23 protein-coding genes are annotated in these 18,696 nt (G+C 61.8%); 18 read left to right on the top strand and 5 right to left on the bottom strand.

Features of this window, described 5'->3' with window-relative positions:
• Positions 1 to 23 precede the first annotated feature (23 nt).
• The 4 genes from R3F42_11415 (at position 24) to R3F42_11400 (ending at position 2,695) form a co-directional block, all read left to right on the top strand.
• Positions 24 to 401 (top strand): flagellar protein FlaG, encoded by a 378-nt coding sequence (locus R3F42_11415; GenBank protein MEZ5542639.1) that lies wholly within the window; start codon positions 24 to 26, stop codon positions 399 to 401.
• Positions 402 to 439: 38 nt separating this feature from the next.
• Positions 440 to 1,804: a flagellar filament capping protein FliD gene (gene fliD / locus R3F42_11410; protein MEZ5542638.1), complete on the top strand. Its 1,365-nt coding sequence runs from the start codon at positions 440 to 442 to the stop codon at positions 1,802 to 1,804.
• Between the two features lie 125 nt (positions 1,805 to 1,929).
• Entirely contained in the window at positions 1,930 to 2,364 is a 435-nt protein-coding gene (gene fliS, locus R3F42_11405) for a flagellar export chaperone FliS (GenBank protein ID MEZ5542637.1), read from the top strand.
• Between the two features lie 13 nt (positions 2,365 to 2,377).
• Complete coding sequence (locus tag R3F42_11400; protein ID MEZ5542636.1) at positions 2,378 to 2,695, top strand: flagellar protein FliT; 318 nt, start codon at positions 2,378 to 2,380, stop codon at positions 2,693 to 2,695.
• Positions 2,696 to 2,706: 11 nt separating this feature from the next.
• On the opposite strand, the gene R3F42_11395 is transcribed toward R3F42_11400, so the two are convergent.
• The gene (locus R3F42_11395) at positions 2,707 to 3,186 is read right to left on the bottom strand and encodes a hypothetical protein (protein MEZ5542635.1); all 480 of its coding nucleotides are present in this window, start codon (positions 3,184 to 3,186) and stop codon (positions 2,707 to 2,709) included.
• 452 nt (positions 3,187 to 3,638) lie between these two features.
• Here R3F42_11395 and R3F42_11390 point away from each other — a divergent pair, with 452 nt between their 5' ends.
• The 9 genes from R3F42_11390 to R3F42_11350 all read left to right on the top strand — a co-directional run bounded on the left by R3F42_11390 (position 3,639) and on the right by R3F42_11350 (position 12,528).
• A complete protein-coding gene (locus R3F42_11390) occupies positions 3,639 to 4,658 on the top strand; it encodes a sigma-54 dependent transcriptional regulator (GenBank protein MEZ5542634.1) in 1,020 nt (339 codons plus the stop codon).
• A gap of 39 nt (positions 4,659 to 4,697) precedes the next feature.
• Positions 4,698 to 5,027: a flagellar hook-basal body complex protein FliE gene (gene fliE / locus R3F42_11385; GenBank protein MEZ5542633.1), complete on the top strand. Its 330-nt coding sequence runs from the start codon at positions 4,698 to 4,700 to the stop codon at positions 5,025 to 5,027.
• Between the two features lie 34 nt (positions 5,028 to 5,061).
• Positions 5,062 to 6,690, top strand: a complete 1,629-nt coding sequence (gene fliF, locus R3F42_11380; GenBank protein MEZ5542632.1) for a flagellar basal-body MS-ring/collar protein FliF — start codon at positions 5,062 to 5,064, stop codon at positions 6,688 to 6,690.
• Entirely contained in the window at positions 6,683 to 7,693 is a 1,011-nt protein-coding gene (gene fliG / locus R3F42_11375) for a flagellar motor switch protein FliG (GenBank protein MEZ5542631.1), read from the top strand. Before fliF ends, fliG begins: the two co-directional genes overlap by 8 nt.
• The gene (locus tag R3F42_11370) at positions 7,686 to 8,276 is read left to right on the top strand and encodes a flagellar assembly protein FliH (protein MEZ5542630.1); all 591 of its coding nucleotides are present in this window, start codon (positions 7,686 to 7,688) and stop codon (positions 8,274 to 8,276) included. Before fliG ends, R3F42_11370 begins: the two co-directional genes overlap by 8 nt.
• Entirely contained in the window at positions 8,273 to 9,679 is a 1,407-nt protein-coding gene (gene fliI / locus R3F42_11365) for a flagellar protein export ATPase FliI (GenBank protein MEZ5542629.1), read from the top strand. Before R3F42_11370 ends, fliI begins: the two co-directional genes overlap by 4 nt.
• Entirely contained in the window at positions 9,676 to 10,119 is a 444-nt protein-coding gene (gene fliJ / locus R3F42_11360; GenBank protein ID MEZ5542628.1) for a flagellar export protein FliJ, read from the top strand. Before fliI ends, fliJ begins: the two co-directional genes overlap by 4 nt.
• Positions 10,120 to 10,338: 219 nt before the next feature.
• Positions 10,339 to 11,652 (top strand): flagellar hook-length control protein FliK, encoded by a 1,314-nt coding sequence (locus R3F42_11355; protein MEZ5542627.1) that lies wholly within the window; start codon positions 10,339 to 10,341, stop codon positions 11,650 to 11,652.
• Between the two features lie 399 nt (positions 11,653 to 12,051).
• A complete protein-coding gene (locus R3F42_11350) occupies positions 12,052 to 12,528 on the top strand; it encodes a flagellar basal body-associated FliL family protein (protein ID MEZ5542626.1) in 477 nt (158 codons plus the stop codon).
• A 32-nt stretch (positions 12,529 to 12,560) separates the two neighbouring features.
• Here the strand turns inward: R3F42_11350 and R3F42_11345 are convergent, their stop codons facing one another.
• From R3F42_11345 to R3F42_11330, 4 genes are read right to left on the bottom strand one after another with little or no spacing between them, the layout of a single operon-like run.
• Positions 12,561 to 13,409, bottom strand: a complete 849-nt coding sequence (locus tag R3F42_11345) for a hypothetical protein (GenBank protein ID MEZ5542625.1) — start codon at positions 13,407 to 13,409, stop codon at positions 12,561 to 12,563.
• Between the two features lie 12 nt (positions 13,410 to 13,421).
• Positions 13,422 to 14,297: a sulfotransferase gene (locus tag R3F42_11340; protein MEZ5542624.1), complete on the bottom strand. Its 876-nt coding sequence runs from the start codon at positions 14,295 to 14,297 to the stop codon at positions 13,422 to 13,424.
• A 50-nt stretch (positions 14,298 to 14,347) separates the two neighbouring features.
• On the bottom strand, positions 14,348 to 15,028 hold the full coding sequence (locus R3F42_11335) for a hypothetical protein (GenBank protein ID MEZ5542623.1): 681 nt from the start codon (positions 15,026 to 15,028) through the stop codon (positions 14,348 to 14,350).
• Entirely contained in the window at positions 15,015 to 15,350 is a 336-nt protein-coding gene (locus R3F42_11330) for a hypothetical protein (GenBank protein MEZ5542622.1), read from the bottom strand. The genes R3F42_11335 and R3F42_11330 overlap by 14 nt, the downstream gene beginning before the upstream one ends.
• 467 nt (positions 15,351 to 15,817) lie before the next feature.
• On the opposite strand from R3F42_11330, the gene R3F42_11325 reads away from it, so the two are divergent.
• From R3F42_11325 to fliP, 5 genes are read left to right on the top strand one after another with little or no spacing between them, the layout of a single operon-like run.
• A complete protein-coding gene (locus tag R3F42_11325; GenBank protein ID MEZ5542621.1) occupies positions 15,818 to 16,033 on the top strand; it encodes a hypothetical protein in 216 nt (71 codons plus the stop codon).
• Between the two features lie 5 nt (positions 16,034 to 16,038).
• Positions 16,039 to 17,031, top strand: a complete 993-nt coding sequence (gene fliM, locus R3F42_11320) for a flagellar motor switch protein FliM (protein MEZ5542620.1) — start codon at positions 16,039 to 16,041, stop codon at positions 17,029 to 17,031.
• A gap of 12 nt (positions 17,032 to 17,043) precedes the next feature.
• Positions 17,044 to 17,457 carry a flagellar motor switch protein FliN gene (gene fliN, locus R3F42_11315; protein ID MEZ5542619.1) on the top strand — a complete coding sequence of 138 codons (414 nt, stop codon included), beginning with the start codon at positions 17,044 to 17,046 and terminating at the stop codon, positions 17,455 to 17,457.
• A 13-nt stretch (positions 17,458 to 17,470) separates the two neighbouring features.
• Complete coding sequence (fliO, locus tag R3F42_11310) at positions 17,471 to 17,926, top strand: flagellar biosynthetic protein FliO (GenBank protein MEZ5542618.1); 456 nt, start codon at positions 17,471 to 17,473, stop codon at positions 17,924 to 17,926.
• Positions 17,923 to 18,669 (top strand): flagellar type III secretion system pore protein FliP, encoded by a 747-nt coding sequence (gene fliP, locus R3F42_11305; protein ID MEZ5542617.1) that lies wholly within the window; start codon positions 17,923 to 17,925, stop codon positions 18,667 to 18,669. Before fliO ends, fliP begins: the two co-directional genes overlap by 4 nt.
• Positions 18,670 to 18,696: the final 27 nt, after the last annotated feature.

Below are 18,696 nucleotides of genomic sequence, written 5' to 3'. Positions count from 1 at the left end.
CTCCTTTAAGGTAGGTGCTTGATATGAACGATCCGATTTCACGGCTTGTACCGCTCGCGGATGCAGGTATCACGTCCCGTTCGTTCGATGCGCCGCCGCAGCCTGTGCAGGTGACTGCAGTCAAAGAGACGCAAGGCAACAATACCAGGGAAACAGGTGCGGACCAGCAAGGCAGACTCCAGGAGCAGATTGCAGAGGTTGTCGAGCGGCTGAACGAGCGCATGCAGTCGATGAAGCGTGCCCTGCGCTTCAGTGTTGATGATACCAGCGGCCGCATCGTTGTTAAGGTGGTAGATAGGGACACGGACGAGGTGATCAGGCAGATCCCGTCCGAAGAAATGCTTGCCATTATGAATCAAATCAACGATGGCGATGGCAGAATATTCGATGCCCGTGCCTGAACGGGTTGATTTCCTGATGAGCCGCGAGTGACACGATCATGTTGAGTGCTGCAGGCATCGGTTCCGGGCTTGATGTAAATTCCATCGTCAGCCAGCTGATGGAGATCGAGCGGCAGCCGCTGGTTTCCCTGCAGCAGAAAAAAGACAGTATCGATGCGCGCATCAGTGCCTACGGCACGTTGAAGAGCGCGCTGTCCACATTTCAATCCGCCATGCAAGATCTCAGCACGCCGTCCTCGCTGAAGGTCTTTACTGCCACCTCGGGTGATGGCGGCCTGTTTACCGCAACCGCCACCAACACTGCCGCTGCATCCAGCTACCAGGTGGAGGTGGTGCGGCTGGCGGAACGGCACAAGTTTGCCTCTGCCGAAGCATTGGATACCGCTACGTTCGGCGGCGGTTCGAGCGATGCCCTGACCATACAGGTTGGTACGGATACGGCGGATGTCGTGACAGTCGACCTGTCCGCGGCGCGGACGCTCGGCGAGATCCGGGATGCAATCAATACCGATGCAGCCAATCCGGGTGTTACGGCCACAATTATCTTCGGCAATGACGGGAATCAGAAGCTCGTGCTGACCGCGGATGACAGCGGCGCAGCCAATGCGCTGACGTTGTCATATGCTGGCGGAATATCTGCGTCTACCTTCGGCTTCCAGGAGCTGAATCAGATTGGCGGTAACACCGCGCTGCTGGATGCCGAAATCGCTGTTGATGGATATTCGGTTACACGCGGCAACAACACCATAGACGATGTCATTACCGGTGTCACTCTGGAGCTGAACAATGCACTTCCAGGCAGTGCCGTTACGCTCGATATCGAGCGTGATGTCACGGCCGTGGCGGAATCCGTACAGGCCTTCGCCGATGCCTACAATGCAGTACTGTCGTCCATACGGACCTTGCGTGACGGCGACCTGGCTACCGACAGCGCGCTGTTCTCGGTCGAGCGCGGCCTGCGCGGCGTGATGAACACGCCAGCCAGTGGCCTGCCCAGCGGCTTGTCCTATCTCGGGGAAATCGGTCTGACCTTTTCCCGCGACGGTATCCTTACCGTGGATTCGGCTGACCTGGAGAGCGCGCTGGTCTCTGATTTCAATGCCGTGTCCGAGTTGTTTTCGACGGACGGCCAGGGTTTCGCCAACCGGCTGGATACGCTGGTCGGCAGCTGGCTGGATATCGACGGGCTGATCAAGGGTCGTACCGACAGTCTGGACGGCAGCAAGCGGCTGCTGGAGACGCGCCAGCAGTCGCTCGAATACCGCATGTCCCAGGTCGAATCGGGGCTGTATGCGCAGTTCTCTCAGCTCGATACGCTGCTCGGGAGTATGCAGGTAACCAGTGACTATCTGTCACAGCAGTTGCAGATGCTGCCGAACATCGGCAACTACAATAACCGCTAATCGATCGCGCATCGTCCATATTGGCATCGAAAATGCATAGTTACCTGCGGGCGGGCGGGTCGGTCAGTTGCGGCAGAATCGGGATGTCAAAAACATAAACCATCAGGACAAGGAAGCACGTCACCATGAAGAATCCGGCAGAGCAGGGCGGTATTGGCCAGTACCAGGCGGTCGGCACGCAGACCGGTGTCACCGAGGCATCGCCTCATCGGCTTATCCAGATGCTGCTCGACGGCGCGCTGGATAAGATCGCACGGGCCAAGGGCGCAATGCAGCGCAATCAGATCGAGGATAAGGGCAGGAACATCACAAGTGCGGGTTCGATCGTGCTCGGGCTGCGCAGCAGTCTGGACATGGATGCCGGTGGCGAACTGGCGGCCAATCTCGATAGCCTGTACGACTACATGTTTCGCCGCCTGATGGATGCGCACCTCAATAACGAGCTGGCAGCGCTCGATGAGGTTGCGAGCCTGCTGCGCGAGATCAAGCAGGGTTGGGACGCCATTCCCCAGGAAGCCATCGGCGGCGGGGAAATGGTCAAGTCCATGGCCGGTGCCTGAGGCGGCTACCGAAATGACCGCATCCATGCGGCAACAGCTTGCCGGATTGCTGGAATTGGCTGGCCAGATGCAGGCGTGCGCGGTTGCCGCCGACTGGGACGGGGTCGCTGTGCGCCGGGATACGTTACAACGGCAGGTCGAGACTCTGTTCGCCGGGGGCGTCAACCCGGAGGAAACGCCGGAGTTGGCTGAGGGGATCCGGCGGATCATCGAGATGAACGGAACTGTCATCACCCACTGCCGCGCGGCGCGTGATGCGCATGCCGCTATCCTCGAGGATGTGCGAGCGGGTCGGCGAGCGGTGAGCAGCTATGCCGCCAACGCTGGTTGAGGCGACTCGTTTCAGCGCAGCGGTTCGAGGCCGGTTTCCCGGGCCCAGACCAGCCACCCGATATTCTTGAACTTTGCCACGGAGAGGGCGCCACGCCTAGCGCGGTTGCTGTGCTCAGAGGCGGACATTGCGTCCCCGAGTTCCTCGCGCGAGGCTTCGTAGATTTCGCTGGCCTCGTAGTCTTCATCGAGAATTACCAGCAACAGCGAGTCCCAGTCTCCCTGGGGATTGATCTGACCGAGCCGGGCGCCGCTTTTATGGTCCTGGGACATGACGCGTGCCTTGATCTGGATCCGCTGTCCGGCGCGGTTGCCGGTACCGATGGCGTCAACCCCGGCAGTGCCCGATTCGCACAATTGCAGGCCGAGCAGGCGTGCCGCGTCATGGCGGGCAATTTCCCCGGAAACCGGCAATACCTGACCGGTCGAGCGCCGATACTCCGCCGCCAGGCGGCGGGTTTCACTGATCAGTTTGTCGATGGAATAGACCAAGCGCCACCTGTGTACTGAATCCCTGGACCCCGGCTAGATGGCTGCTGGACAGCGGCCGGTCGAGTATAGGACTGGACACGCATCTTACCCTGAAATCCCGCGACCGGTGTGTGCGTACTGAAGCCTTTATCGGCTCGGCGCGGATGGAGCTTGTGCCGCCAAATGTGTCGGGAATATGGCTTTTTGCCTTTCCGGTTGACCGGGCTGGGCGTTGATATTTCGACGCGCTACGCCGTTATGCATTGTAACCTATTGAAAATAAATGGATGCACTGCTCTGGCATGCAATCTGCATGTTGGCTGTCGTGGTTCCGGTGGTCGTGACTGACCACTCGCTAATGGAATTAGCGGCCCGTACTGCCGTTATGTGAATGCGGCACAGACGGGTGCGGTGAAGTTGAGGCCGTAGCTACGACAGGCTATGGCGGATTCGCTGGACAGGGAGGTCGAGGCATGGATGAACCTGTGCAACAGGTTACCGGAAGTGAACTGGTCGCCGAGGACCGGCGTTCGGTTGCACTGGTGGCGCTGGCACGTCGCGTCGCCGGTTCCGAGGTGACCGTGATGATCACAGGTGAATCCGGTACCGGCAAGGAGGTACTTGCACGGTTCATTCACCGGAACTCCTCCCGCAGGGATGCTCCCTTCGTTGCCATCAACTGTGCAGCCATTCCCGAGAACATGCTCGAGGCCGTACTGTTTGGCTACGAAAAAGGGGCCTTCACCGGCGCCTACCACGCACACCCCGGCAAGTTCGAGCAGGCCCAGGGCGGCACGCTGCTCCTCGATGAAATCTCCGAGATGGATCTCGGCCTGCAGGCAAAATTGCTGCGGGTGCTTCAGGAAAAGGAGGTCGAACGCCTGGGCGGACGGGAAACCATACCGCTCGATGTGCGCGTGCTGGCCGCTACCAACCGGAAGCTGCGCGCTGCCGTGGCAGATGGCAGCTTCCGGCAAGACCTGTTTTACCGCCTGAATGTGTTTCCGCTGAGTCTGCCGGCCTTGCGTGATCGGCCGGACGACATTCTCCCGCTGGCACGCATGCTGGTACAGCGCTACCACACCGGCGCGTTCGTGCCGGAGTTCACCTCGGCCGCGCAGCGCAAGCTGCTGGCCTGGAGCTGGCCCGGAAACGTGCGCGAGCTGGAAAACGTCGTGCAGCGTGCGCTCATCCTGCACGACGGCGACTGCATCGGGGAGGCGGACGTCAGTCTTGACGAGGTTGGCCCGGAAACGATTTCCACAGAGGCACAGGGATGTGCCGCGGCCGCGTCGGAAAAGGCACTGGAACAGGACCTCAAGGTGAAGGAGCGGGAATTGATCATCCGGGCGCTGGAGGCCGGTAACGGCAGCCGCAAGGAGGCGGCTGCCCGCCTGGGTATCAGTCCGCGCACGCTCAGGTACAAGATAGCGCGCCTGCGCGATGCCGGTCTGGATGTCACATCACGGACAGCCGGCATTGCGGTGCGTTAAGACAGAAATGGTCAGGTTATACGCTTATGGGGTTGGGGTATGAGCGAGATGGGTATCAGCCAGGTACTGGCACAGATGCGCGCGATAGCGGCGCAGGCGCAATATTCACCAGCGGCAGAAAGCGGCAATGTGGCGGCAAGCGAACGGCCGGATTTTGCCGCCTTGCTGGCACAGTCCGTCAACGGCGTGAATGAGACACAGCAGACTGCCAGCAAACTGGCTGCCGCTTTCGAAGCCGAGGATCCCGATGTGGATGTGGCTGAGGTCATGGTGGCCATGCAGAAATCAAGCCTGTCGTTCCAGGCGTTGACGACTGTTCGCAACAAGTTGGTACAGGCGTATCAGGAAATCATGAGCATGTCGGTGTAGGTGATGGAGTCGTTGAACTGGAAAGGAGAACACGATGGCGCTGGTTGATCCTGAAAACATTGCGGCCCAGGCACGCGGATTCAACGCCTTGCCCGTATTGCGTCAGATCGGCCTGATGGTGGGTCTGGCCGCGAGCGTGGCGCTGGGTGTCGCCGTGGTGCTCTGGTCGCGTACGCCGGACTACAGCATGCTGTACGGACGGTTGTCGGATGTCGAGGCCGCGCAGGTCGCAGCAACGCTGGACAGCACGGGTATCCCGTACCGGATCGAGCACGGTTCCGGTGCAATCACCGTGCCGGCAGACAAGGTTCACGAGGCGCGTCTGAAGCTCGCCTCCCGTGGCCTGCCGCGCGGTGACGGCACCGGTTTCGAGCTGCTCAACGAAAGCCAGGGTTTCGGGACCAGCCAGTTCATGGAGCAGGCGCGCTACAACCGTGCGATCGAGGGGGAGCTGGCGCGTTCGATCTCGACGCTGCAGAGTGTGGAAAGCGCGCGCGTGCATCTGGCGATTCCTAAGCGCTCGGTCTTCCTGCGCGATCGCAGCAAGCCGCAGGCATCCGTGGTGCTCAAGCTGTTCGCGGGTGCGCGGCTGGATGATGAACGCCTGGCCGGTATCGTCAATCTGGTGGCATCCAGTGTCGAGGGCCTGGAGGCGGACGATGTGACCGTGGTCGACCAGAATGGCCGGCTCCTTACCGCCAACAACGGCGCCCACGGGATTGCGGCCAGTGCCAGTCAGCTGGCCTACACGCGCAAGCTGGAGCAGGAGTACATCAAGCGCATCGAGGATATTCTCATTCCGATCGTCGGTGACGACGGCGTACGGGCGCAGGTCGTAGCCGACGTCGACTTCACCACCGTCGAAAGCACCACGGAAAGCTATCAACCGGATGACCGTGCTGTGCGCAGCGAGGAAACCTTCGAAGAAAGTACCACGTCCAGCACGGTCGCTGGCGTACCCGGCGCGCTGACCAACCAGCCGCCACCGGCAGGCACGCTCAATGACGGCTCGATCGCCGAGGAGGAGCCGAAGCCGGTCAACAATACGCGCCGGGCGACGCGCAACTATGAAATCGACCGCAGTATCAGCCATACGCGGAAATCGCCGGGCATGGTCAAGCAGCTCTCGGTCGCGGTGCTGGTTGACTATCGCACACAGGCCGACGACAAGGGCAAGACCGTACGGGTTCCGCTGGAGGAGGCTGAAATAGCGCGAATTACCGATCTGGTCAAGGAAGCCGTCGGCTTCAGCGAGGAGCGCAACGACAGTATCCAAGTCAGCAATATCCCGTTCCGCGCGGTTGCAGAGGTGAGCGAGGCGTTCCCGGAAACCCCGATCTGGCAGCAGCCATGGATCGGAGGAGTGGTCAAGCAGGTGCTCGGCGCGCTGTTCGTGCTGTTCCTCCTGTTCGGTGTGTTGCGCCCGGTATTGCGCAGTCTCGCGCTGCATCCGGAACCGGCAGCCGGTGCGGGCGGGCAGGCTGCGCTGCCGCAGGGCGCGGCTGGTGGTGCGCAAGCGCTGGGTGAAGATCGTGTCAATCTTTCGGGGCAGCAGGTGCCGCTTTCGCCGGAACAGCAGTTCGGCATGGCGCGCTCGATGATCGATAACGATTCACGCCGGGTGGCCGGAGTCGTCAAGGACTGGGTCGCTACGGATGGCTGACAAGCAACAGTCTCTGAGCGGTACCCAGCGCGCCGCGATTCTCCTGATGAGTCTGGGTGAAAAGCACGCCGCTAGCATTCTGCGTCATATGAATCCGCGCGAGATTCATAAGGTGGGTACGGCCATGTCGTCGCTCGGTAATATCAGTGGCGAGCAGGTGGCGAAGGTTGTGACCGATTTTCTTGAATCCGCCAGGAACAAGAGTGCCATGAGTATCGGCCAGGACGAGTACGTGTCCAAGGTCCTGCAGCAGGCACTGGGTGCGGAACGTGCGGAGGGCATGATCAACCGGGTGCTTGAAGGCCGCAACGCGAAAGGTCTGGAAACCCTAAAATGGATGGGGGCCGAGACCATCGTCGAGGTGATACGTGACGAGCATCCGCAGATCATCTCTATCGTGTTGTCGCAACTGGATGCGGACCAGGCCGCCAGTGTGCTGGCCGGACTCGACGATGACGTGCGCACGGATGTGCTGCTCCGGGTGGCGCGCATGGAGGAGATACACCCGGCTGCGCTGGAGGAGCTCGATCGTGTGCTGGCCAGGCAGGTTGGCGAGCGCAGCACCGTCAAGCCGCCGCGCATAGGCGGATCGAAGAAAGTCGCAGATATTCTAAATTCGCTCGACAGTGCCGAGGAAAGCGCACTGACCAAACGGCTGATCGAGCTGGACGAGGCGCTGGGTCAGGAAATTCAGGAGTTGATGTTCGTTTTCGACAACCTCAAGGATATCGATGGCCGCGGCATACAGGCGCTCCTGCGCGAGGTGTCCGGAGACGTGCTGGTAATAGCGCTCAAGGGTGCTGACGATATCCTCAAGGACAAGATCTTCTCGAACATGTCCAAGCGTGCCGCGGAAATGATGCGCGACGACATGGAAACCAAGGGGCCGGTCAAGCTGAGCGAGGTCAAGGAGGCGCAGAAGGAGATTCTGCAGGTGGCGCAGCGCATGATCGAGGCGGGTGAGATTATGATCGGCGGCAAGGGTGGAGAGGAATATGTCTGACAGGCCGCTACACGCAGCAGGTGATGCCGCGCGACGCTGGAATGTGCCGTTGCTTGAAGACAGCGCGGCGAGCGGCGGCCAGGACGCCATCCGGCGTGCCCGGGACGAGGGTTTCGAACAGGGGCGGCGGGAAGGACTGGCCGCCGCACAGGCTGAGGTGCAGGTGCAGCTCGGCCTGCTGCGCAGTATGACGCAGGCGCTGACCGCGCCGCTAGCCGAGCTCGATGAGCGGGTGGAAAAGGAACTCGTCACGCTGGCGCTGGCCGTCGCCCGGCAGGTGATTTACCGCGAGGTGCGGACGGATCCGGAGCTCGTGGTCGAGGCCGTGCGCAAATCTCTCGATGTGCTGCCGGTCGGTACGCAGGAGATACGGCTGCACCTGCATCCGGAGGATGCGCAGCTGGTACGTGTCCAGCTGTCTGATGGTGACGATGAGTTCGGTTGCGAGATCGTGGAAGACCGTCTGAGCCAGCGCGGTGGCTGTCGGGTCTCGACGCACAGTTCGCAGGTAGACGCATCGCTGGATGCGCGCCTGGATCGGGTGATCGCTGCTGTGCTGGGTGAGTCCGGAGAGAGTGTATGAACGCTGCAGTCCCGCCAAGCCAGGTCCGCCACGGTGACAACTGGTTGCGGCGCCTGGAGGCATACAGTGAACGCGCCGGACGGCCGTTGTTGTTGCCGGTCGAGGGCCGCCTTACGCGTATGGTGGGGCTGACCCTGGAGGCTGTCGGTTGCCAGGTCCCGGTCGGGGCGCGCTGCGACGTGCTCACCAGCAGTGGCGAGCATATCGAGGCGGAAGTGGTTGGATTTGCCGGCGACAATACCTACCTGATGCCGACCGGCAGTGTGCACGGCCTGACGCCCGGCGCGCGCGTGGTGCCGGCGGCACGGGGTTCCGGAGCCCTGGTTGGTGACGGGCTGCTCGGGCGGGTGATCGACGCGGCAGGCCGGCCGCTGGATGGGAAGGGGCCCATCGTCGCGCACGACCGCGTACCGCTGACCGGACGCAGCATCAATCCTCTGGCGCGGCAACCGATTACCCAGCAACTGGATGTGGGCGTGCGTTCCATCAATGCGCTGCTCAGCGTCGGACGTGGTCAGCGCATGGGACTCTTCGCCGGCAGCGGCGTTGGCAAGAGCGTGCTGCTCGGCATGATGACGCGGTTCACGGAGGCGGATGTGGTCGTGGTCGGTCTCATCGGCGAGCGTGGCCGCGAGGTCAAGGAGTTCGTACAAAACATCCTCGGCAGCGCCGGCCTGGCACGGGCGGTGGTGGTGGCGGCGCCCGCTGATCAACCGCCGCTGATGCGCATGCACGGTGCCTGGCTGACCACGGCCATTGCCGAATATTTCCGCGATCACGGGCACAATGTCCTGCTGCTGATGGATTCGCTGAGTCGCTTCGCCCAGGCGCAGCGCGAGATCGGGCTTGCTATCGGCGAACCACCGGCCACCAAAGGCTATCCTCCATCGGTATTCGCCAAGCTGGCGCAGCTACTGGAGCGAGCTGGGAACGGGGATACGGGCGGCGGTTCCATCACGGCCTTTTATACCGTGCTCGCCGAAGGTGACGATCATAACGATCCGGTAGCGGATGCCGCTCGTGCCACGCTGGACGGTCATCTGGTACTGTCACGCGAGATAGCCGAATCCGGTCTGTACCCGGCGATCGATATCGAGGCGTCGATCAGCCGTATCATGCATGAGATCGCCGCACCCGAGCACTTGCAGGCGGCGCAACGGTTCCGTCAGTTGTTCTCCGCCTATCGACAGAACCGTGACCTGATAGCCGTGGGCGCCTACCAGCGCGGCAGCGATCCGCGCGTAGATGAGGCCATTGCCTGCTACCCGCGCCTGCGTGAATTTCTGCAACAGCATAACCGGCAGGCGGTGACGCTACCTGAAAGCCTGCGCCAGCTTCGCACGCTGCTGGCGCCTGCAGCATCAGGCGCACTCAGGCCTGCCGGCAGGGAGCAGAGTGAATGAAACCGTCGCAACGCATGAAACCCGCGCTGGAGCTTGCCCAGGAGCATCTGCGGGCGGCCGCATTGAAACTGGCGGACGCACAATTCCGGCTCGAGCAAAAGCAGCAGAAGCTCCGCGAGCTGGAATCCTACCGGGATGAATACATGCAGGGCCTGCTGCGCAAGAGTCGTGACGGGCTGCATATCGTGCAGATGAAGGACTACAACCTGTTTCTGGACAAACTCAACCAGGCAATCCACCAGCAGCATCGGGTGCTCGAAGGCGTGCGCGTGGAGGTGGAGCACTGTGCCCGACAGTGGCGCGAGGAACAGGTGAGAGTCAACGCGCTGAACAAGGTGATCGAGCGCAAGCTGGAGACCGAGCGCCGAGAGGCGGACCGGCTGGAGCAGCTGGAGACCAACGAACATGCCCGCATCCGCTGGCGCCCCCGGTTGTCATGACCGGCCCCACCGGTTGCGACTGCATCCGGTCCTGGCCGCTCCCGGCTGCCTGACTCGCGCGACCCAGTACGAACAGTACGGGCAAGCGCTGCAACACAGCAGGACCGGATTGCAGTCAACAACGCGGTGCGCGCGGGATTATGCGATAGGTTCTCCTGTTCTGGCCCGGATGTTGCATTCCTGTACAGGTGCCGAAACTGACGGATACGGATTACCACCATGAGCAAGGCCATACCGACCCTGAATGCGGGGATTTCCGCCACGGCAGCAGCGCGCGGCAAGGGCAAATTCGCCGGCCGGGAAGAGACCGGCGGATTTTCCCGGCTGCTGGCCGCCGGGCAGAAGGAACAGGCTGGGGCGACAGAGATGCAAACCGTGCCGCCCGGCGGCAAGAAATTGCCCCATGAGCCGCATCAGCGTGCCGCTGCGAAGGATACGGCACAGGATGCAGCGGTGGCGGATTCTGCGCCGGGCTCCGAACAGGCTGCGGCTGGGCAGGATGCGGAGTCCGCCGCCGTGCCCGAAACGGTTGCGACGGAGCAAGCCCAGTCGGCAGAGGTGCCGGTGCTGCAGGCACCCGCGCCAATGCTCGTGGAGGTTGCAGAAAATCCCGCAGCGACTGGCGACATGGCGGCGCTCGCGACAACGGCGGTTGCCAGCGTGGCGGCCGGGGCAGGGGTGGATGCGCCTGCTGCACAGCCAGCTACCGCAGATGGTGGTGTTGCAGCGGAATCTGCCGCCACCGCAACAGCGGACGAACCGGAGCTCGTCGCCGCCGGCGCAGCCGGTGTCCCGGCGGCCGGCACGGCCCTGGCGCAACCGCAGGATATAACCGGTGACGCCCAGGCAGACGCGGACGCAGCGGAGGCGGCGCCGCCGCGCCCGGCAAGCGAGCCCGCCGGGGTTGCGGTACGCGCCGGCGTCCCACAGCTGCCGGCAGTGGCGACAGCGCAGGGTAACGGCGCGGATGCCGGCATGAGCGGCGATAACGGCTCCAATGCCGCGCCGGAGCAGCCTGCAGGGAATGCTGCCGTCGCACCTGCCGCCGCAACCATCTCATTTGCGGATTCCCTGCTGGATACCGCAACGACCCCGTCTGCATCCCGGATATCGGTACCGGTCGGGCAGCCGGGATGGGGGCGTGCCATGGCCGAGCAGGTGGTCTGGTTTGCAAACCAGAACATCCACTCGGCCAGTCTCAAGTTGAGCCCGCAACACCTGGGACCGCTGGAGCTGCAGCTGCATATGGACGGTGAGCGCGCGAGCATCGTCTTCTCGAGCCAGCATGCCGCCGTACGCGATGCGCTCGAGTCGTCATTGCCCCGTCTGCGTGACATGTTTGCTGAGCAGGGTTTGAACCTGGTGAATGTCAACATATCACACCAGGAAGGTGGCAGCGGACAAGACCAGGCCGCGGGCACCCAGGGCGGTGTTGGCTACAACCCCGTGGCGGATGCGGACGGCCAGCAGCCGCTCGCGTCCGGCCAGACAGCGTCGCCCGTGGCGCGCGGTCTGGTGGATTGCTTTGCATAGAGCCGGCAGGCGCATCGACTCTCATTACCAACCGGGTTTCCGTGACCCGGATGGCCGGCGGGAATCCGGTATTTGAACCCTTTGCAGCGTGTTTCCCCGCCGGCCTCCGGGGCGGGCCTGCCGCGCTGGCGGATCGCGCTGAATCTGAATTCAGTCGGGCGATCTGCCGATAAATCGGCGGTTGCCGCCTGCGTGCCATTGGATTGTCGTACTCGACGGCGTGCCTGGATCGAAGAGTTGCTGTATCAATTTGTTTATATTGAATAAAAAATAAATTCCGTGTCTGGCATGCAATTTGCTGAACTTTATTGTGACGCAACCAGGCGTATGACGGGAAGGGATCCGGTCTGCATGCGGGTGCGTTCTCAGGGAAGAGACAACATCAAAGCAGGATAGCTTATGAAAAAGATCATCATCATCGCCGTAGCCGTGCTGCTGCTGGGTATTGCCGCGGGCGGCGCTGCCTACTTCATGCTGGGCGGCAAGGCGGACACCAAAGCAGGCGCGCCTCCGGATGCCGAGGGTGAGGCAGGGGAAGAGGTGGCCATGTCGGGCAAGACGCCGATCTACCATGGCCTCGATCCGGATTTTGTCATCGCCTTCCAGAACCCCAAGAAGGTGCGCTTTCTCAAGGCCTCGCTCGAGGTGGTGGTCTACGATCAGGACGTCATCGACGACCTCAAGCTGCATATGCCCGCGGTGCGTGATGCAGTGCTGCTGCTGTTCAGCACCCAGGAAGAGGATAACCTGCTCACCGTCGAGGGCAAGGAAGCCTTTCGGGCGCAGATCCTGGAGAAGATTCGCTCCACCATGGAGCGGCTGACCGGGAGGCCCGGTGTGGAGGCGGTCTACTTCAGCAATTTCGTGATGCAGTAAGAATCGGCAGCTTGGCGCGGCGGCAGCGCCCGTCACTTGCTGCTCGCGTACAGGGCGGCACGCAGATGCTCGGACTGCCGGCTGCCTGCAAACGCCGCAAAACCCCGCTGTGCCATGCATTCCCAAGCGTTGTCGGCGATCAGCGCGTGGCAGGAGGCCGCGAGCTGGTCTAACGGTGCCTGTACAATTCCGTCCTGCACGGATTCCAGTGCACTGTCGGGTGGTGATTCCTCGGATACCACGCAGACTCGGTTTGCCAGCAGGTAGGAGATTCTCACGATCTCGAATATCTTCGCTGGATAGTAGTGGATATTCAGTACGATCCTGCTGCGAGCGATCCAGCTGTCGCGTTCCTCGCCATAGACGCCGAACAGTGCCTCGGTCCTGAGGCCGGATCCGTCCAGTTGCCGCAACACCTGCTGGCGGCGCTCGTTCATCGAGCCGTAGAACAGCACGTCTATGTCTTTCTCATTTGCATGCGTTATCCGGGTCAGGCGTTCACTGTAACCGAGCGGGCAATGGACGAGCCTGTCTACTCCAAGCTGTACCAGTTGCTCCATGTTGTAGCGGCTATAGTCCCACACGCAGTGACGCCGGAGCAGCTTCAGGTATGCCGTGCTGAGCCATTCGGATCCCGGAGTGATCTGCTCGAGATTGTAGATGATGCTCTTGCCCGGCAGCTTGACGCCCGGCATGCCCGGCAGCAGGTTGGCGCCCAGCACTACGACCCTGCCGCTGAGTCGCTCCCGTGATGTGACTATGGGTGCATTGATGCCGAGTTCGCGAAATCCGCCCTGCAGGCCGAGCGCGACTTCGTGGAAGGCGCCGGAATGTCGATATCCCGGTGGCGTCACCACCCAGATGCAGTAGGCGTCCGACATGCGTCTCGCGAATTACGCTGCGCTGCTGCTTGATGGATCGATCAGGCGGTCATATCCGAGTATCTGCATTGATTGCCACCGCCGGCAGGTGTCATAGGCCAGCATCAGTTCGGGATCGTCACGGAACGCCAGGCGTCGCGATGGATCGACCTGGCTGGTCGCCGATTCGAGGTGGGCGGGGGTCGGCGAGAGTCCGGCAAAAGCGGCAATGTGCGCCAGTTCGCGTGACGGATGCGCAAGAAAATCCTCGTAGCGCACACGCAGCGCGCGGGTTCCGAACATCGCCTCCATTGCCAGCGCCTGCTGGGTATAGTCATCCCACAAGGCCAGGCCTTCCTGCAGGTGAAACAGCCGCGGTGACTGCTGAAACTGCATGGCTCCGTCCAGCTGCTCGGGCAGCATTTGGGTCAGCAGGGACCTGTTGTGATCCAGTATTTCATGTTCGCGCCGGCGCAGACTGTCCGCCACGTCCAGCGGGTTGCGGCAGATATGCAGCAGCCGGGCATCCGGGAACAGGGTGCCCCAGATGCCGGCAGTGAAAGTATTCCTGGGATCTTTCCACCCCCAGGGGATGTCGCAGCCGGGGTTGAATACCATGCGGTAGCGGGGGGCCGGTCCGGTATACGCAGATGCTGACTGGCTGCCGAGCAGATTCCTGATTACGACCTGGAAATATCCGGCCAGATCTGCGTTGAGAAAACGCATGTTATAGGGGTTGTCCCAGCTTGCGTTCAGTTGTTCGAATAGCCACTGGTTGATGGTCAGGAAGAAGATCGCTTCATGGTTGTGTTCCTTGTCGTGGCCGGTAAAGAGACCGATTGCCTCCAGAGAACGGGTGACAAGCGAAGTTCCGGAGCGGTGCATGCCGCAGATGATCAATGGTCCCATCGCTCTCTCTCCATGGATCCGGTGGTGTGCGGAATCCGTGCGGTTTGGTTTCAGTAGGGTGTTGCCGAGCGCTGTGCCGGGTAGCGCGCGCTGCGCCCGTCGGCGAACAGTTCGTCGCTGTAGTTCCTGAAGTTCCGGTAATCCCGGGTAAGCGTGAGGACCATCGGGTCATCCAGATTCCAGATGATGTTGATATGCCAGTCCGCTAGCAGTGTCGTGCGTTGCCTGTCCCAGATTCCATAGAGCGTCGCATCATTTGTCGCAATGGCGCGCTGCTTCACCCGCGACAGATTCCATAGCAAATCCCCGAGGCGTGCCCCGAACTTGCTGTTGTAATCATTTGCGGTGGGAGCGTAGGCGGCAATCTTGCGGCCATCCAGCTGCAGCAAATAGGAAGAGAACAGGCGTTCGATGATAAATACCCGCATGGCGGCGCTTGCATCGCGTTCGTAATGACCGTTGCCGCTGTAGATCAGTCCGACCTCGCTGCCCTTGATTGCTTCAGCATCCAGCAGTTCCAGGGCCCGGTCGATGAACTCGAAATATGCGTCCCAGAAGTGACTGCGTGCAACAAAGTAGTTGCAGAAGGCGAATGTGTTGACGTCGTTCGGCGTGGCAATCCGCACACCCAGTTTTTCTTGCAGAAAATATGCGACCTTTTCGATGCCCTTGTGCCCGCAGTGAATACCCTGTTCCCAGACGTTGGCGTATACCGCCTCATTGCCGATCATGGGGTTGATGAACGCAGTCGGCGCCGGCTGGCGAATGCCGGCGGCAGAATTCCTGAAATACAGGGAAACCGATGGGTGCCTTATGTTCGAACTTCCACGATACCAGCCCCCAGGGTTCAGCATGCTGCTGCCGGGCCGGATCGGCATGCAATTGTTTGAACAGTTCGTATTCCCGCGTGCCGGGCGCGCAGTTCGCTGCCGCGTCGAACGGTACTGCGCCGGCGCAGACAAACGCGCGCTGCTCTTCGTCCATGTAGGCCTGGTAGATTTTCATATCCCTGAAGATCCCCGTCGCTGATATTGCTGAAAAAGCAAGATGCATGCCATGTCGCGCGATGATGGCTGGGCCTGCGCCGCAATCCGCTGCTGGCGTTGGCGGGCCGAACTCCGCTCCCAGTCAGTGAACCGTCGGCAGCGCTATGTTTTAACTGGCAATTTTCTGCGGAGCCCGCTTGAGTGCGGCGGCGGGATCAGGCCGGGCACGGATCGTGACGGGCAGCCGCAGGCGCAAGCGGCGGAATCACGCGCGGGACCGGGGCGGGCGTTGGCTGTGCTGCGGTGGCGTATACCTGCAATTTTTTGCCGCCGGACTGCCGGGATCCCGGCAATGTCTTGCCACCCGCCGAATATCGATCGTCATTATTTTGTCTGCCCGCGGGCTAGCCGTTGCAACACATTGTTTATATACATAAATTATAAATCACTGCAATGGCATGCCAATTGCATTACCGAAATCAGGTCACGATCCAGGTGACCTTACATGGACGAACACAGACAAGCAGGATGCTTATGAAGAAGATCGTTCTCACCGTCATGGCGGTGTTGCTTCCCCCCGGTAATGGCATTGCCGCCGCGCAGAACCGTTCCGCTACCGGACCGGTATGCCGCCGGCATCCGTCCGATGGCCCGGTGCGTACGCATACCGATAGCGCGATCGGCGCAGCACCGCTTGGTGCGGCGGCAGCGTGGGCGTGTCTCCCGGGGTCGCTGGACAGGGTGCACTAGCCGCCATGAACGAGAACGAAATCCTGTCTGAGGAGGAGGTCGATGCCCTGATGGAAGGGGTCGCCTCCGGCGAGGTTGCAGGGGCCGCGCCGGCACCCGCGGGTGAGGTGCAGCCGTACGACCTGACCGACCAGGACCATATCGTGCGTGGTCAGCTCCCGGTGCTGGAAAAGATCAACACGCGCTTCGTGAAGCAGCTGGCGGACGGGCTGGAGCAGATGCTCCAGCGTAGTCTGGAGATTACCGAGGAAGGCCTGCAGACGGTCCGGACCATGGATTACATCCACAGTCTGGGTCTGCCCGTCAGCCTGAATTTCATCAGTATCGCGCCGCTCACCGGCGAAGCACTGGTGGTGCTGGATCCGGCGCTGGTATTCAGCATCGTGGATATCTACTTCGGCGGTACCGGCAAATACCGCAACCAGATGATCGGGCGCGAGTTCACGCCGACCGAGAGCCGCATAATCCAGCTGGTCCTGAACCAGACACTGCAGGATCTGGCGGCCGCATGGGACAAGGTGCTGCCAGTGGAGCCGCGCTTCGTGCGGGCAGAGGCAGATCCACAGTATTCGTCGCTGGCGGGTTCGCGCGAGATGCTCATCATCTCGAGTTTCCGTGTGGAATTCGCAGACTGCGGCGGCGAGTTTCACATCGCCCTGCCGGTATCGATGATCGAACCGATACGCGACCTGCTCGATGGGGGGTTGCGCAAGAGCATGTCGGCCAATTACGAACAGTGGCTGCTTGCCCTGCAGCAGAATCTGCAGGACGCCGAGGTTGAGATCTTCGGCCGTATGGCGGAGACCGTACTGTCGCTACGCGATGTGGTAGATATGCGGCCCGGCGACATCATCCCCGTCGGCAGTCCCGGCATGGTTACCCTGCAGGTAGGCGATGTGCCGCTGTTCCGGGGGCAGTTCGGCGTGTTTCACGATTGCAATGCCGTCAAGGTGGAGTGCGAAATCGAGCGCACGGACAAGTCACGGCGTAACAAGTAACAGGAGCGGAGCATGAGCGAGCAGATGAACGACAAGAATCCGGCCGGCGCCAGCGCAGCTGCGGCGCCCGAGACAACTGCAGGCAGCGGTGCAAAGGATGCGGCTGATTACAAACGCGCTGATTTCCAGCAACTCGGCGAGGAGGCCGGCTCCGGACGCAAGGGCGAGACCAGTCTGGACGTGATCCTGGACATCCCGGTCACGCTGTCCATGGAAATCGGTCGCGCCCGGATCAGCATCCAGAACCTGCTGCAGCTGGCACGCGGCGCCGTGGTCGAGCTGGACCGGATGGCAGGCGAACCGCTGGATGTGCTCGTCAACGGCACGCTGGTTGCACACGGCGAGGTCGTCGTGGTGAATGACAAATTCGGCGTTCGCCTCAGTGACGTCGTCAGTCCGGCAGAACGCGTCAACACGCTCAAGTAACGAGGTCATGTCCATGTCCGCAGTAGAATTCCACAGCAAGGCGCGGCGCTGGATCGGCACGCTGTGTCTGCTGGCGACAGTCCCGGTGCCGGTCCTTGCCGCGGCGCCATCTCCGATCGGCATGACGCGTGAGGTAATGGACGGCAGCTTCATGCTGCAGTTTCTGGCTGGTCTTGCCATCGTGCTGGTCAGCATTGCAGTACTTGCCTGGCTGATGAAGCGGGCTGGCGGTCTGCGGGCGTCGGCGCATGGCACCCTGCGCGTCATCGACGGCATCGCGCTCAGCGCGCGCGAGCGCATCGTGCTGGTCCAGGTCGGCGAGACCCAGGTCCTGCTGGGTGTCGCCCCAGGGCGTGTGAGCCGGGTGCACGTGCTCGACCAGCAGGTCGCCACGGTGCCGCAGGAAAACGCACCGGTCAGTTTCGCGGAACGACTCAGGCAGATGCTGGGCGGGGAGCGGGTATCATGAAACGGTTCTTCATACTGGCGGCGCTCATGCTGCTGCCGCTCGCGCCGGCCGCCGGCGCGCCGGGGCTGGCAGCCGTGACCGTCGCGCCGGCAGGCAACGGCGGGGAAACCTGGACCCTGAGCATCCAGGTGCTGGCGATGATGACGGCGCTGTCGCTGCTGCCAGCCGCGCTGATCTCGATGACATCGTTCACGCGCATCGTCATCGTGCTTGCAATCCTGCGCCAGGCGCTGGGTACGGCGCAGACGCCGTCCAACCAGATCCTGATCGGATTGTCACTCTTCCTCACCCTGTTTGTGATGTCGCCGGTTTTCAACAAGATCTACAGCGACGGGGTGAAGCCGTATCTGGATGAGCAGATCAGCGCCGAGCAGGCGCTGGAGCAGAGTGCGGCCCCGCTGCGCACATTCATGCTGGATCAGACGCGGGAGACCGACCTCGGCATGTTCGCCGACATCGCGCATTACGGGGACGATGCGCTGGCGTCGCGGGAGACGGTGCCGTTTGCGCTGCTGGTTCCGGCCTATGTAACGAGCGAGCTGAAGACAGCCTTCCAGATCGGTTTCCTGGTGCTGATTCCGTTCCTGGTTATCGATCTCGTGGTGGCCAGCGTGCTGATGTCGATGGGTATGATGATGCTGTCTCCCATGATCATCTCGCTGCCGTTCAAGCTCATGCTGTTCGTGCTGGTGGATGGCTGGTCGTTGATCATGGGCACGCTGGCATCGAGCTTCTACATCTAGGCCGCACAGGGCCAGGCGAAGTTTCAC

This window comes from Pseudomonadota bacterium (assembly GCA_041395565.1).
In the GTDB taxonomy this organism is placed as follows: domain Bacteria; phylum Pseudomonadota; class Gammaproteobacteria; order UBA9214; family UBA9214; genus UBA9214.
This window is presented reverse-complemented; position numbering and strand designations above follow the sequence as displayed.

What these genes read in the sequence shown, in the direction of transcription:
- R3F42_11415 (MEZ5542639.1), top strand. Translation starts at nt 24, where the DNA reads ATGAACGATCCGATTTCACGGCTTGTACCGCTCGCGGATGCAGGTATC.
- fliD (MEZ5542638.1), top strand. Translation starts at nt 440, where the DNA reads ATGTTGAGTGCTGCAGGCATCGGTTCCGGGCTTGATGTAAATTCCATC.
- fliS (MEZ5542637.1), top strand. Translation starts at nt 1,930, where the DNA reads ATGAAGAATCCGGCAGAGCAGGGCGGTATTGGCCAGTACCAGGCGGTC.
- R3F42_11400 (MEZ5542636.1), top strand. Translation starts at nt 2,378, where the DNA reads ATGACCGCATCCATGCGGCAACAGCTTGCCGGATTGCTGGAATTGGCT.
- R3F42_11390 (MEZ5542634.1), top strand. Translation starts at nt 3,639, where the DNA reads ATGGATGAACCTGTGCAACAGGTTACCGGAAGTGAACTGGTCGCCGAG.
- fliE (MEZ5542633.1), top strand. Translation starts at nt 4,698, where the DNA reads ATGAGCGAGATGGGTATCAGCCAGGTACTGGCACAGATGCGCGCGATA.
- fliF (MEZ5542632.1), top strand. Translation starts at nt 5,062, where the DNA reads ATGGCGCTGGTTGATCCTGAAAACATTGCGGCCCAGGCACGCGGATTC.
- fliG (MEZ5542631.1), top strand. Translation starts at nt 6,683, where the DNA reads ATGGCTGACAAGCAACAGTCTCTGAGCGGTACCCAGCGCGCCGCGATT.
- R3F42_11370 (MEZ5542630.1), top strand. Translation starts at nt 7,686, where the DNA reads ATGTCTGACAGGCCGCTACACGCAGCAGGTGATGCCGCGCGACGCTGG.
- fliI (MEZ5542629.1), top strand. Translation starts at nt 8,273, where the DNA reads ATGAACGCTGCAGTCCCGCCAAGCCAGGTCCGCCACGGTGACAACTGG.
- fliJ (MEZ5542628.1), top strand. Translation starts at nt 9,676, where the DNA reads ATGAAACCGTCGCAACGCATGAAACCCGCGCTGGAGCTTGCCCAGGAG.
- R3F42_11355 (MEZ5542627.1), top strand. Translation starts at nt 10,339, where the DNA reads ATGAGCAAGGCCATACCGACCCTGAATGCGGGGATTTCCGCCACGGCA.
- R3F42_11350 (MEZ5542626.1), top strand. Translation starts at nt 12,052, where the DNA reads ATGAAAAAGATCATCATCATCGCCGTAGCCGTGCTGCTGCTGGGTATT.
- R3F42_11345 (MEZ5542625.1), bottom strand. Translation starts at nt 13,409, where the DNA reads ATGTCGGACGCCTACTGCATCTGGGTGGTGACGCCACCGGGATATCGA.
- R3F42_11340 (MEZ5542624.1), bottom strand. Translation starts at nt 14,297, where the DNA reads ATGGGACCATTGATCATCTGCGGCATGCACCGCTCCGGAACTTCGCTT.
- R3F42_11335 (MEZ5542623.1), bottom strand. Translation starts at nt 15,028, where the DNA reads ATGATCGGCAATGAGGCGGTATACGCCAACGTCTGGGAACAGGGTATT.
- R3F42_11330 (MEZ5542622.1), bottom strand. Translation starts at nt 15,350, where the DNA reads ATGCATCTTGCTTTTTCAGCAATATCAGCGACGGGGATCTTCAGGGAT.
- R3F42_11325 (MEZ5542621.1), top strand. Translation starts at nt 15,818, where the DNA reads ATGAAGAAGATCGTTCTCACCGTCATGGCGGTGTTGCTTCCCCCCGGT.
- fliM (MEZ5542620.1), top strand. Translation starts at nt 16,039, where the DNA reads ATGAACGAGAACGAAATCCTGTCTGAGGAGGAGGTCGATGCCCTGATG.
- fliN (MEZ5542619.1), top strand. Translation starts at nt 17,044, where the DNA reads ATGAGCGAGCAGATGAACGACAAGAATCCGGCCGGCGCCAGCGCAGCT.
- fliO (MEZ5542618.1), top strand. Translation starts at nt 17,471, where the DNA reads ATGTCCGCAGTAGAATTCCACAGCAAGGCGCGGCGCTGGATCGGCACG.
- fliP (MEZ5542617.1), top strand. Translation starts at nt 17,923, where the DNA reads ATGAAACGGTTCTTCATACTGGCGGCGCTCATGCTGCTGCCGCTCGCG.